The sequence below is a fragment of the Pseudomonas glycinis genome (assembly GCF_054871425.1).
Window position 1 is genome coordinate 269,814 of record NZ_JBTYHF010000004.1, and the last position, 12,735, is coordinate 282,548.

Below are 12,735 nucleotides of genomic sequence, written 5' to 3' on the forward strand. Positions count from 1 at the left end.
CTGAGTCCGGCACAATACCCTGTGGGAGCGCGAAGACGTAGTGTCAGTCGACGAATCTGTAAACTGACCCACCGCTTTCGCGAGCAGGCTCGCTCCCACAGGGATTTCCCACAGGGGATTTTGGTGGCGGCTGGAATGTAAAAAGCCCCCGTAACTGCGAAGTTGTGGGGGCCTTTTGTGGATGCGGCTCAGATCACTCTTCGGCGACCGAGTCCTTGCTCTGGCGCTTCTCGATCAAGTCCACCAGACGCTTGGCCAGCGCCGGGTAGTTCTCGTCGAAGTGGTGGCCACCAGGCAGTTTCACTGCTTCACCGACTGCAGTCTTGTCCGTGCAGCCACTTTCATCGGTCTCTTCTTCACCGTAGATGCACACAACCTTGGCCGCTGGCAGCTTGGCCATTTCCGGGCCGGTGGCGGCTTCTTTGCCGGCGTTACCCAGCCAGCCTTCGACTTCGATTTCGAAGCTGCCGGTGCGGGCGAAGGCCAGCAGGATGATCGCGTCTACGCGTTGCTGCTCGGTGTCCGGCAAGCGGTTGTAGATCGCTGGCAGAACGTCAGCACCGAACGAGTAACCGGTGAGGATGAAGCGCTTGGTGCCCCATTTCTGCCGGTAGTGCTGCATCAGTTCGGTCAGGTCCAGTGCGCTTTGCTCCGGGCTTTTGTGCTGCCAGTAGTAGCGCAGGGTATCGATGCCGACCACCGGGTAGCCGATCTTGGCCATTTCCCCGGCCACGTCGCGGTCGAGGTCGCGCCAGCCGCCGTCGCCGGAGAGGAACAGGGTCACGGTGTCGTTGGCCTGACCGGCCGGCACTTCAACTACCGGGATCGCCAGGCCGCCGTTGGCCTTGTCGCCGCCGACGAGGATTTTGCGCAGTTCGTTGTTCAGCACTTGCGGCAGGTTGATGTCGTAGTCGCTGATGCTGGTTTCGGCGTTCGGCTGATCGCGCACGAAGCCTGCGCTGGCATCGTCCGGGTTGTCGTTCCACGCCACCAGCCAGTGGCCGTGGGCGGCGGATTTCGGCAACAGGTGGGTGCAGCCGGGTTTTTCCAGAGCCAAGTCGACGGAGATGGCCTGGGCCTTATCGTCTTTCTGTTCCGCCAGCCAGCGCCATGCCAGCACAGCGCCTGGGCCGATGCCGCTGACCAGGGTGGCCGGGCCATTCAGTTCGCGCAGGCCTGATTGCAGGGCGCGGCTTTGCAGCAGGCAGTCCTTGGGCAGGATCACCTGAACGATCTGCGCCGAGGCGCTGCGGCTGAGGGTGGTCAGTTGTTTCTCGGAAAGCTTCTGTTCGTCGGTGACGGCCACCAGCACCTGAGCCTTCGGCTTGCTGCCGGGGATCACGCGGATCATGGCTGTGCCATCGGCGGGTTTCAGTTGTTCGACGGTCGGTTCCGGTGCCGGACGTTTGAGGTACCAGTAACCGCCGCCGGCAATCACGGCCAGCACCAGCAGGGCGGCCAGGATGTACTTCAGGGAGCGTTGAATCATCAGCGTTTCACCAATCCAGTCAAGCCGCCCGCGATCAGGGCAGCAGTGTCGGCCAGCGCCACGAGCGGATCGAGTCCGGCGGGCACGGCCATATAACGGGGTTCCCAGTCAGGCTGGAACTTGTCTTTGAAGCGGCGCAAGCCTTGGAAGTTGTACAGCTGCTCACCACGGCGGAAAACCATCGAGCCCAGGCGCTGGGTCAGCGGTGCGCCGCGCCGGGGTTGCAGTCCCGACAACGGCACCATGCCCAGGCTGAAGCGCGCGTATCCGTGACTCTTATAGTGTTGAATCAGGCCGACCATCATGAATTCCATGGTCAGCTTCGGCGCTTCCGGGTGCGCGCGCATCAGGTCGAGACTGGCCAGATCGTGGCTGTAGGTCTCGAGCAGATTGGCGAACGCCACCGGGCGGCCTTCGAAGCGAATCACCGCAATGCGGAAATGCTTCAGGTAATCGTCGCTGAAGCGGCCGAGGGAGAAGCCTTTCTCGCGTACGTTCTTGCCGGTCAGCCAGGCATCGGAAATCACCTTCAGCTCGTCCATCGGCGCCTGGCCCGGCTCATGGATTTCCAGCGACAGTCCATCGCGGGTTCCACGGTTCCAGGTGTAGCGCAGGTCCTTCATCTCCTTGCCCTTGGCTTCCAGATCGAAGCGCAGCAGATCGACCCGGGCTTCTTCGCCGAGCTTGATCGCAGTCAGGCCGATGTCCATGTAGTACGGCAGGTTCTCCGCGCGCACTTGATAGAACACGGGGCGCGTGTGATGGATATCGCAGAGATCGCGGAACTGCCAGATCATTTCCGCACGTTGCTGGCTCGGCCCGATCGGGTCGTACAGCGCCACCAGACTGCGGCCACGACGGGCGTACATCAGGAACGCCTCATCGTTGGGATGAAACAGCAACGCCTTGTCACCGGTCAGCGCGAGGCCGCCGTCGGGTTGTGACGAGGCCATGAGGATTTTTGCCGCGCGATCCAGTTCGTCCGGCGTCGGCAAATGAATCACCGGGCGCGCGGTGCGCAGCAGCCAGGTCAGCGAGATGATCACCAGCAACACCGCCGCGCCGAGCAGCGAGCGCAGACCACGCGGCGCGTCAGCATCGAGGGTGAACTGCCACCACAATTGATGGCTGTAGGGCACGTCCTGATAGGCGAACAGCAGCAACCAGGCCGAAGCGCCCAGCACGCAGAGACTGGCGACCAGATACAGCGGCGAAAACGGCAGTTCGGTCAAACGGCTCGGGCGATAGAAGGAGCGGCGGAACACGCCGAGCAGGGCGGCCGTCAACGTCATCAGCGTGGCTTCTTCCCAGTCGAAGCCTTTGAGCAGCGAGAGCAGGGCGCCGACCAGCAGCAGAATGGTGGTCAGCATCCACGCCGCCGACAGGCGTCGGCGCAGGCCCTGCGCGAGTAACAGACAGAGGACGCCGATCAGGCTGGCGCCAAAGTGCGACGCATCGACCAGACGATGCGGGATCAGAAAACCGATGTGCTCCAGGCGCGTGTCGATCTCCGGGGTGGCGCCGGAAAACAGCAGCACCACGCCAGACAGGAACACCAACACCGCCAGCACCGGCGCGGCCAGACCGGACGCCGCGCGCATGGTCTGGGATTGAAACAGGCGCTGGCCTTCATTGATCAGCAGTAGTACGCAAGCGACCAGCAGCGGCAGCACCACGTAGATCAGGCGATACAGCAGCAGTGCGGCTGCCAGCGGCGCGGCGCCGAGCTTGTCGGCAAACGCGGCGAGCAGAATCGCCTCGAACACACCGACGCCGCCAGGTACATGACTGAGGACACCGGCGGCGAGTGCCAGCAGATACACCAGCAGGAACGGCGCAAACGGCGGCGCTTCCGGTAGCAATAAATAGAGAACGGTGGCGGCAGCCGCGACATCGAGAGCGGTGATCACCAGTTGCAGGAACGTCAGGCGCCGACCCGGCAGACGCAGGGTGCGCCGCCCGGCACGAACCAGCAGATTGTCGGGGTAGGGTTGTTCCGGCAGACGACGGCGATAGATGCCGATCGCCAGCACTGCACCGAGGATCAGTACGGCAGCGGCGACCGAGCCGAGCAAGACTTCGGACAGTCCCAGCGCTTGCGAGGCGGCGGGCAGGTTGCTCAGCGTGGCCAGCGCTGCCAGTGGCGGCAAGGCGCAGCCCAGCGAGAGGCTGGCAAATAGCGTCATGTGCGCAACTTCCGACGCACCGACGCCCAGTCGCGCATATAAACGATAACGAACCGAGCCGCCGGACAGCAGCGACAGACCAATGGCATTGCCAATCGCAAATGCAGTGAAGCCGCCGAGCGCGAGGGTGCGCGGCGGCAGTTTCACGCCAGCGTAGCGGCTGGCCGACCATTCATAGCCGAGCAGAATGATGAAACCGACCACGGTCGCACCGATGGCGCCAAGCAGGGCGGGCTTCGGCACGTCGAGAATCGAGTCATGCAGCGCGTCGAGATCAAGCTCGGCGAGCAGATGGCGGCAGGCAATCAGGGCAATGGCAAACAGCAGCAACGTGACGGCCAGACCGATCGGCTGACGGTATTTGCTTAATCGATCCAGCCAGCGCAAACGCTCGGGTTTGATCGGTTGTTCTGCTGTAACGGTGTCTTGTGGATCAGACGAGTTGGCGCGCATCAATCACCTCTTGGATTGTGCGCGACAGGATGGAGGTATCCAGCCAAGTTACCAATCCCTGTAGAAAAAAATAATCACAAAATACTACGCCTCTCGTCGGGCATCGGCGAGGGCAGTTCCTGGATTGCAGAAGCCCTGTCTGCGACTCAAGCATAGTCGCAAGTCAGTGGTTCTGATGATCCCCAGCGGTTCACTGCACAGTGACAGATCATTGTTGCGAAAGGACTTTTTCAACAGATACAAAAAAGGCCACTCTTTCGAGTAGCCTTTTTTGATGTTTGGTTGCGGGAGCCGGATTTGAACCGACGACCTTCGGGTTATGAGCCCGACGAGCTACCAGACTGCTCCATCCCGCGTCTGTGTGGCGGCATTCTACAGGCGAACGACGAAGTGTCAACCGCTAATCCCGGAATGGGCCAAATAACTGCGAAATCGCGGCAAACGGTCGCAGGTGGTGCGTAAGTTTCGGAAATGCAACGAATTGCCGTTTCGCTAGCGATTGAGCAGGGCGCCCGTTTGCAAAACAGACGCGCACAAAAAAGGCCACTCTTTCGAGTAGCCTTTTCTGATGTTTGGTTGCGGGAGCCGGATTTGAACCGACGACCTTCGGGTTATGAGCCCGACGAGCTACCAGACTGCTCCATCCCGCGTCTGTGTGGCGGCATTCTACAGAGGTTCGCGAGTGTGTCAACCGTCGATCTGGATAAATCTGTTCAGGTTCAAGCGCTTAGCGTCTTTTCGCGGCGGTTGGCCGGCGCGCAGGGCAGGTGGTGCAAGGCTTTCAGCTCTATTGCCCGTTGATCTGTGATTGAAAAAATAAATTCATCGGAAATCTCCTACGGTCGGAAAAGAACATTCAACCACTGGTGCTATATACAGGTGCCAATGAGATACTGCCGCTCCGGCTTGCCACGTTGTCTTTTTCCGACATGACCCAGCGAAAAATCATCCACATCGACTGTGACTGTTTCTACGCCGCCATCGAGATGCGCGATGATCCGCGTCTGGCCGGCAAGCCGTTGGCGGTGGGTGGTTCGGCGGATCGGCGCGGGGTGATCGCCACCTGCAATTACGAAGCGCGCGCCTATGGTGTGCGCTCGGCCATGGCTTCCGGTCACGCGTTGAAATTGTGCCCGGACCTGACCATCGTCAAGCCGCGGATGGAGGCTTATCGCGAAGCTTCGAAAGAAATTCATACGATCTTCGCCGATTACACCGACCTGATCGAGCCCCTGTCGCTGGACGAGGCCTACCTCGATGTGTCGGACAGCGCGCATTTCGGCGGCAGCGCCACGCGCATCGCCCAGGACATTCGCCGCCGGGTCTCCAACCAATTGCACATCACCGTTTCCGCAGGCGTTGCGCCGAACAAGTTTCTGGCGAAGATCGCCAGCGACTGGAAAAAACCCAACGGTTTGTTCGTGATCACCCCGGATCAGGTCGAGGAGTTCGTCAGTGGTCTGCCGGTAAGCAAGCTGCACGGCGTCGGCAAGGTCACCGCCGACAAGCTCGGCAAGCTTGGCATCGTTGACTGCCAGCATCTGCGCGAGTGGGGCAGGCTGGCGCTGGTGCGCGAATTCGGCAGTTTCGGCGAGCGCTTGTGGAATCTCGCCCGTGGAATCGATGACCGGCTGGTGCACAACGACAGCCGGCGTCAGTCGATCAGCGTGGAAAACACCTACGACGTCGATCTGCCGGACTTGCGCAGCTGCCTGGACAAATTGCCCGAGTTGCTCGATACCCTGAAAACCCGCATGGCGCGGATCGACAGCAGTTATCGACCGGGCAAGCCGTTCGTCAAAGTCAAATTTCATGATTTCACCCAGACCACGCTGGAACAGGCCGGGGCAGGGCGTGACCTGGGCAGTTATCAGTTGATGCTGACGCAGGCGTTCAATCGCGGCGGCAAACCGGTGCGGTTGTTGGGGGTGGGGGTGAGGCTGGAGGATCTGCGGGGCGGGTTTGAGCAGATGGAATTGTTTGAGCGGTAGATTCGCGGCGTATTCAGATAGTCATCGCGGGCAAGCCCGCTCCCACATTGATCGATGGTGAAACACATATTGTGTGAACACCCATAAACCCTGTGGGAGCGGGCTTGCCCGCGATGCCTTTAGCTTTTAATTCGGTCCCGGATCAGCCACTAAACGCCCGGCATCCTTGGCCAGAGACTTGAGAAACTCAGTCTGCAACTCAGGATCATTGCGGGTCAGTTCGATCAGGCTTTGTTCCAATTCGCTGGCTTCTTCTTCCAGGCCCAGCTCCGACAGGCGTTTGACCCGGTGTACCCACTGGCTCACTTCGTCATCTTCCAGATCGTCATAAATCAGCCCGTGCGCCTCGATCAACTTGCCGCGCAGGTGGCCGCTGAGCATCAGGGTCGAGTCGGTATGCACGTCGTCCTTGGCGTCTTCGACACTGATCTGCAAGCGGCCAACATGGTTGAGGTCATGTTCGGCGAACGGACTGTCGAGCAGGTTCAAGCGCAGCACGCCGTTGCGATCAGTGGTCATGTCGAACGTCTGCTTGCCGGCCTTGACCTGCACCGGTCGTTCGCTCCACGGCAGGCTCGAATACTCCGTGCGCTTGTCGCGCTGGACTTCGTCGATGCCCGCGAGGTTCTGCTGCGCGCGACCATTGGACTGCACGTTCATGAACGGGTTGAGCCCGGCAAAACCGTAGCTCAGCCAATCCTTGGTGACGCTGTCCGGCAGGTTACCGAGGGCAAACACGTTTACCACGTTCGCACCGACACCACCGACCACGGCCACCGCCCCCAGCGGAATCTCGTAGACTTCGCGCCAGGGTTGATAAGGCGTGTAGCGGTCGTAACGGCGGGTGACCTCGAACTCGGTGACTTCGAAAGTCTTCTGCTCGTTGATCTTCACGCGTCGCTGCGGCAGCTCGAGCACCTTGGGCTCGCCGACATCGATCTGCAGGCTGTGATCGAGCAGTTTTCGCTCGACCCGCTCTTCGTGCTCGCTGCGTTGCGACATGTGATTGGCGCAGCCGCTGACCAGCAGGGCGCCGCACAGGGCGGCGCCACCGAGGCCTAAGGTGTTTCGCTTGAACATGACGTCTCTATCTGGTTTCAGCGGCGGATACGGGCCTGAAGGAAGGACACAACATCGGCCACCGGCAGTGCTTGCGCCTCTGCTTCGGAACGACTCTTGTATTCCAGGTTGCCTTCGGCGAGGCCGCGGTCGCTGACCACGATCCGGTGTGGAATGCCGATCAGCTCCATGTCCGCGAACTTGATGCCCGGGCTGGTTTTCTTGTCGCGATCGTCCAGCAGCACTTCGAAGCCGGCCGCCGTCAGTTCGGCATAGAGCTTGTCGGTGGCTTCGCGCACCTGCTCGGTTTCATAGCGCAGCGGTACCAGCGCGATCTGGAACGGCGCCAGGGTGTCGCTCCAGATGATGCCGTTGGCGTCGTTGTTCTGCTCGATGGCAGCAGCCACCACGCGCGATACGCCAATGCCGTAGCAACCCATTTCCAGGGTCACCGGCTTGCCGTTTTCGCCCAGCACTTCGCACTTCATCGCCTTGCTGTACTTGTTGCCCAGCTGGAAGATGTGTCCGACTTCGATGCCGCGCTTGATTTCCAGCGTGCCTTTGCCGTCCGGGCTTGGGTCGCCAGCGACGACGTTGCGCAGGTCGGCAACGGTCGGAACCGGCAGATCGCGCTCCCAGTTCACGCCGAAGTAGTGCTTGTCGTCGATGTTCGCGCCAATACCGAAGTCGCTCATCATCGCCACCGAGCGGTCGATGATGATCGGCAGCGGCAGGTTCAGCGGGCCGAGCGAACCAGCGCCGGCGCCGATCGCGTCACGCAGTTCGGCATCGGAGGCCATCACCAGCGGGCTGGCCACGCCAGGCTGGTTGGCAGCCTTGATTTCGTTCAGTTCGTGGTCGCCACGAATCACCAGCGCGATCAGCTTGCCTTCTTCTTCGGCATGGACGATCAGGGTCTTGATGGTCTTTTCAATCGGCAGATTGAATTTTTCCACCAGCGCCGCGATGGTCTTGGTGTCCGGCGTGTCGACCAGACGCAGTTCTTCGGTTGGCGCAGGGCGCGAGGTTTCCCGTGGCACCGCTTCGGCTTTTTCGATGTTCGCCGCGTAGTCGGAACCGTTGCTGAAGACGATATCGTCTTCGCCGGACTCGGCTAGCACGTGGAATTCGTGGGAGCCGGCGCCGCCGATCGAGCCGTTGTCGGCTTCTACCGGACGGAATTTCAGACCCAGACGCGTGAAGATGTTGCAGTAGGCTTCATGCATGCGGTCATAAGTGATCTGCAGCGACGCCTGATCAGCGTGGAAGGAGTAGGCGTCCTTCATGATGAATTCGCGGCCGCGCATCAAACCGAAGCGTGGGCGGATTTCATCGCGGAATTTGGTCTGGATCTGGTACAGGTTGATTGGCAGCTGTTTGTAGCTGCTCAACTCGTTGCGCATCAGATCGGTGATCACTTCTTCGTGGGTCGGGCCCGCGCAGAAATCACGACCGTGGCGGTCTTTGATGCGCAGCAGCTCAGGGCCGTATTCTTCCCAGCGCCCCGATTCCTGCCACAGCTCGGCCGGTTGGGTGCTCGGCATCAACACTTCCAGAGAACCGGCAGCGTTCATTTCTTCGCGAACGATGGCTTCGACCTTGCGCATGACTCGCAGGCCCATCGGCAGCCAGGTGTACAGGCCCGAGGCAAGCTTGCGGATCATGCCGGCGCGCAGCATCAGCTGGTGGCTGATCACGACCGCGTCGGAAGGCGTTTCTTTCTGTGTGGCGAGCAAAAATTGACTGGTGCGCATGGTTGGCCGTTGTCGGTTGCTATGACTGGAAATGACGGAGCAGTGTACCGGCGAGTTTTGCTGACGTACAGAAGTGTGGCCGGCGGAAGGCGCCAGCGGCGGGATTCCTCCCGCCATTGGCGAAGCGTCCTACGATTCTTCGGTGACGGGCGTCGGTGCAGGCTCGGGCGTCGGTGTCTGCCCTTCGCGGCGGCGTTCCTGGAACCAGTGCAGCGCGATCAGTAGCAGCGTCGGCACGCCGAGCAGGGCGGTGATGAGGAAGAAGCTGTGATAGCCGAACTTCTCGACCAGCACGCCGGAATAGCCGCCCATCAGGCGCGGCAGCAGCAACATGATCGAGCTGAGCAGGGCATATTGCGTTGCGGAAAACTTCAGGTTGGTCAGGCTTGACAGGTAAGCGACGAACGCCGACGTCGCCAGGCCCGAGCTGAAGTTGTCTAGGGAAATGGTCACCACCAGCATCTGCAGGTTCGGGCCCATGTCCGCGAGCATGACGAACAGCAGGTTGGTCGCTGCCGAAGACACACCACCGATAAACAGGATCGGCAGAATGCCGAAACGCACGATCAACAGGCCACCCATGCCGGCACCGACGAGGGTCATGATCAGGCCGAAAATCTTGCTGACACTGGCGATCTGATCCTTCGTGAAACCCTGATCGATGTAGAACACGTTGGCCATCACGCCCATTACCGTGTCCGACATGCGATAGGTCGCGATCAGGCCCAGCAGCAACAGCGCCTGCCAGCGATAACGCAGGATGAAGTCATTGATCGGCGTCAGTACCGGCGCCAGTCCGCGCCGGCCCATGGCCGACAGGCACATCCCCGTCAGCAATATGTAGAGGATGGCGCGCAGAAAGGCGCGGTCTTCGAGCAGCAAATCGAGCGGGCTCATGTCACCGAACAGCACGCCAGCGAAATCGGTGTTGTACAGCTGGGTGAACATCGCCGGCACGGAGACCAGCAAAACGATCAGCACGAAAACCGACATCAGTTGATGCATGAACGTATAGCGCCCGGCCTGTAACTGCGTGCGCAGCGGTACGGGTGGTTCGCGCATGAACAGCGTGGTCAGCAGCGCGGGCACCATCAATGCGCCAAACAGTACATAGGTGCCGGTCCATGCCGCGTGCTTATAGTTGAAGCCGGTTGAGCCGAAACCTTCGGCGAAGAACAGCGCGCCGGCGGTGGCGAGCAGGGCGGCAACGCGGTAGCCGGACATATAGCTGGCGGCGAGCGCGGCCTGGCGGCTGTCATCGGCGATTTCCAGGCGATAGGCGTCGACCGCGATATCCTGCGTGGCCGAGGCGAAGGCGACGACGACGGCAATGGCGATCAGCCAGGACAAATGCTTCTGCGGATCACAGAAGCCCATGCCGATCAGCCCGAGAATCACCAGTGCCTGGGAGAGCACCAGCCAGGAACGGCGGCGGCCGAGCTTGCCCAGCAAGGGCAGGCGCCATTGGTCAAGCAGGGGCGACCAGACCCATTTGAACGCATACGCCAGGCCGATCAGGCTGGCATAGCCAATGGTTTCACGGGCCACGCCTGCTTCACGCAGCCATACGGAGAGCGTCGAGAACACCAGCATGTACGGCAGGCCGGCGGCAAAACCGAGCAACAACAGCACGAGCGTCGAAGGACTGGCATAGGCGGCGAGCGCGGCGCGCCAGGTTTTACGGGGCATGGGCTGAAGTCTGCCTCAAAATTGCGAAAACAAAGCGCGCACTCTAACCGCTGTGCTCTACCGGACGCCAGCCATGGCGCCGAATATCCACACGATTGTTCTGGACGGTGATGCCTTCCATACGCAATCGCGCACGTTGTTCATCACCGGAGGGGCTGCCGACCGGCAGACTGATGCGCCCGCCGGCGCCGAGTACGCGGTGCCAGGGCAGCCTGGTGTCGCCAGGCAACTGGCTCAAAGTCCGCCCGACCCAGCGCGCGGCGCGGCCCAGCCCGGCAAGTTCGGCCAACTGGCCATAACTGACGACTTTGCCTTCAGGCACTTGCGCGAGCGTCGAGTAGAGTGCCGTGCGTCGGATTTGCGCATCATTTTCGACGCTGTCGAGCGGGTCTTTCACGTACGCGGCTCCTGAGCATTGGCGTGATGATGGCGACAAGGGTAATCGCTCGTGGCGCAATTGAGAAATGAACTCAATTGAAATAGTCCGGTCAGTCCTTGTCATGGGCAAAATCCTACGGATAATGCCGACCCTTTTCGCCAACTCTGAGCCCCCGATCTGCTTATGTTCCCCAGAACCCTGTTGTGCCTTGCTGTTTTCAGCGCGTCCACGCCCCTGCTTGCCGACACCGTCTGGTTGAAAAACGGCGACAAGCTGAGTGGCACTATCACGGTTTTCGACGGCGGCAAGCTGTTGATCCAGACCAAATACGCCGGCGCAGTGGCGATTGACTGGAAAGAGGTCAAGACCCTCGACAGCGATCAGCATCTGCTGGTCAAGCAGGACGCCTATGCCGGCGAAGTGTCGAAGTCGCTCACCGCGGCCGACGATGGCAAGGTCACCCTGGCCAACGGCGAGGCGCCGAAAACGGTCGAGCTGGCGAGCATTCAGCAGATCCTCAAGCCCAAGCCGATCGTCACCGACCTGGTGTGGAAGGGCAACGTCGATCTGGCGCTGGACTATCAGCGCGCCGAAAAGGACACCGACGATTACGACGTTGCCTTCAAGACTTCGGCTCGCCATGGCCGCTGGCGGCATACCGGCGAGGGCGAGTACAACCGCGAAGTCCAGGATGCGGAAACCACCACCAACAACTGGCGCGCCGAATACTCCCTCGACCGCTTCCTCACTGATCAGTGGTTCTGGCAGGGACGCATCAACTACAAGCGTGATCACATCGAAGAGCTGGCGCGTCAGCGCGTGGTCGGTACCGGTCCGGGCTACCAGTTCTGGGACGACGAACTCGGCGCGTTCTCGCTGGGCTCGTTGCTCAACCGCACCGATTACGAGTATCGCGATGGCAGCAAGGACAACTTCTATTCCGTCGCGATGAAGTGGGACTACAACCGCTACCTGATCGGCAAGAAGGTCGAGTTCTTCACCAATGGCGAAGTCGGCAAGCCGCTGTCGGGCGTTGCCGATTATGCACTGGATGCCGAGCTGGGCCTGCGCTACAAGGTTACCGACTGGGCTTCGCTCAACCTCAAGGCCGAGCGCGACATCATCAGCGGCACCAACGATGCGGATCTGAACAAGACCCGTTATACCGCAGGGTTTGGCGTGGCCTGGTAAAGACACACACAAAAAATCGCAGCCTTTGGGCTGCGATTTTTTTGCCTGAACAAAACAGGCGCCCACAAAAAAGCCCCGCTTTTAAGGGCGGGGCTCTTTTCTAAAGAAGCTACAAGTTAGATAACTTGTACTTCTTCAGCTTGCATGCCTTTCTGACCGCGGGTAGCGATGAAAGAAACCTGTTGGCCTTCTTTCAGGCTTTTGAAGCCGTCGGATTGGATAGCTTTGAAGTGAACGAACAGGTCGTCACCGGATTGTGGAGTGATGAAGCCGAAGCCTTTTTCATCGTTGAACCACTTAACGGTACCGGTTTGGCGATTAGACATGGTGTAACTCCTTGAACAAAGATAACTGCGACTCAGGAAGAACCCTGGCCGAGACTGAGTGCAAAGAGCAGGAAAAATTCTTGTAGATGGTTGGATCGAAATTCAACATATCGTGTAGAGATTCTCAGTGACACAAGCAACACAGTGACGCCACCTTAACCCTTTTTCCGGAACGTGCCAATGTTTCTTGCAAAGGATTCTGTGTTTTAGGGATCGGC

The 12,735-nt window shown here is 60.2% G+C and carries 9 protein-coding genes and 2 tRNA genes; 2 read left to right on the plus strand and 9 right to left on the minus strand.

What is annotated here, in order from left to right; all coding sequences use genetic code 11:
• Positions 1 to 193 precede the first annotated feature (193 nt).
• The 4 genes from ACYSTU_RS11685 to ACYSTU_RS11700 form a co-directional block, all read right to left on the minus strand.
• A complete protein-coding gene (locus ACYSTU_RS11685; RefSeq protein ID WP_498998569.1) occupies positions 194 to 1,489 on the minus strand; it encodes a virulence factor family protein in 1,296 nt (431 codons plus the stop codon).
• Positions 1,489 to 4,128, minus strand: a complete 2,640-nt coding sequence (gene mprF, locus ACYSTU_RS11690) for a bifunctional lysylphosphatidylglycerol flippase/synthetase MprF (protein WP_130930160.1) — start codon at positions 4,126 to 4,128, stop codon at positions 1,489 to 1,491. The genes ACYSTU_RS11685 and mprF overlap by 1 nt, the downstream gene beginning before the upstream one ends.
• 279 nt (positions 4,129 to 4,407) lie before the next feature.
• Positions 4,408 to 4,484: transfer RNA gene (locus ACYSTU_RS11695), tRNA-Met, on the minus strand.
• A gap of 217 nt (positions 4,485 to 4,701) precedes the next feature.
• Positions 4,702 to 4,778 (minus strand) — tRNA-Met (locus ACYSTU_RS11700).
• A 279-nt stretch (positions 4,779 to 5,057) separates the two neighbouring features.
• Between ACYSTU_RS11700 and dinB the strand changes: the two genes are divergently transcribed.
• Positions 5,058 to 6,119 carry a DNA polymerase IV gene (gene dinB / locus ACYSTU_RS11705; RefSeq protein ID WP_076567795.1) on the plus strand — a complete coding sequence of 354 codons (1,062 nt, stop codon included), beginning with the start codon at positions 5,058 to 5,060 and terminating at the stop codon, positions 6,117 to 6,119.
• Positions 6,120 to 6,245: 126 nt separating this feature from the next.
• On the opposite strand, the gene ACYSTU_RS11710 is transcribed toward dinB, so the two are convergent.
• The 4 genes from ACYSTU_RS11710 to ACYSTU_RS11725 form a co-directional block, all read right to left on the minus strand.
• Positions 6,246 to 7,199 (minus strand): hypothetical protein, encoded by a 954-nt coding sequence (locus tag ACYSTU_RS11710; RefSeq protein WP_073475925.1) that lies wholly within the window; start codon positions 7,197 to 7,199, stop codon positions 6,246 to 6,248.
• A gap of 17 nt (positions 7,200 to 7,216) precedes the next feature.
• Entirely contained in the window at positions 7,217 to 8,932 is a 1,716-nt protein-coding gene (locus ACYSTU_RS11715) for a proline--tRNA ligase (protein WP_024011894.1), read from the minus strand.
• 129 nt (positions 8,933 to 9,061) lie between these two features.
• Entirely contained in the window at positions 9,062 to 10,621 is a 1,560-nt protein-coding gene (locus ACYSTU_RS11720) for an AmpG family muropeptide MFS transporter (RefSeq protein WP_024011895.1), read from the minus strand.
• A 43-nt stretch (positions 10,622 to 10,664) separates the two neighbouring features.
• Positions 10,665 to 11,018 carry an MGMT family protein gene (locus ACYSTU_RS11725; RefSeq protein WP_071174585.1) on the minus strand — a complete coding sequence of 118 codons (354 nt, stop codon included), beginning with the start codon at positions 11,016 to 11,018 and terminating at the stop codon, positions 10,665 to 10,667.
• Between the two features lie 165 nt (positions 11,019 to 11,183).
• Here ACYSTU_RS11725 and ACYSTU_RS11730 point away from each other — a divergent pair, with 165 nt between their 5' ends.
• A complete protein-coding gene (locus tag ACYSTU_RS11730) occupies positions 11,184 to 12,191 on the plus strand; it encodes a DUF481 domain-containing protein (RefSeq protein ID WP_024011896.1) in 1,008 nt (335 codons plus the stop codon).
• 116 nt (positions 12,192 to 12,307) lie between these two features.
• Here ACYSTU_RS11730 and ACYSTU_RS11735 read toward each other — a convergent pair whose 3' ends face one another.
• A complete protein-coding gene (locus tag ACYSTU_RS11735) occupies positions 12,308 to 12,517 on the minus strand; it encodes a cold-shock protein (protein WP_002554837.1) in 210 nt (69 codons plus the stop codon).
• Between the last annotated feature and the right edge of the window lie 218 nt (positions 12,518 to 12,735).